At 53.5% G+C, this 559-nt stretch carries 1 protein-coding gene; it reads right to left on the minus strand.

What is annotated here, in order from left to right; genetic code table 11:
* Nucleotides 1-559 (minus strand): enoyl-CoA hydratase/isomerase family protein (locus DSM465_RS0117970; RefSeq protein ID WP_035498869.1); only part of this gene is annotated, 559 nt, incomplete at both ends.

Below are 559 nucleotides of genomic sequence, written 5' to 3' on the forward strand. Positions count from 1 at the left end.
TCTCTCGTTTCTGCCTGCGGGAACACCCGGTTCACCAACCCGATATCCAGCGCTTCTTGTGGAGTGATCGTTTCCCCGGTAATGTTCATATCCAACGCACGCGAATAGCCGACCAACCGTGCCAGCCGCTGCGTTCCTCCCGTCCCGGCCAACACCCCGAGCGTCACTTCCGGCAGCCCGATTTTCCCGGCTTCATCGCCCATAAACCGCAAGTCGCACGCTAACGCCATCTCCAAGCCCCCGCCGACTGTATGCCCTTCTAAGCAGGCGATGTACACTTGCGGCGAGCGGGCGATTTTATCGAGCGTCTCGTTGCAGAACAGGCAAAATTGCGTTTTGAACCGCGGATCGGCCGAACGTAAAAAGTTGATGTCCGCCCCAGCCGAGAAAAACTTCGGCACATCGCTCATGATAATGACCACTTTGATGTCCGGATCGAAGCGAATGTCATCAATCGCCGCGTTGAACTCCTTGTAAAATTCCAAATCATACGAGTTCGACTTGTTAATATGCAAGTGAATTTCCGCAATCCCCTCTTCTTTAACGACCGTCAAATATT

Source organism: Geobacillus thermodenitrificans subsp. thermodenitrificans DSM 465, assembly GCF_000496575.1.
GTDB lineage: Bacteria > Bacillota > Bacilli > Bacillales > Anoxybacillaceae > Geobacillus > Geobacillus thermodenitrificans.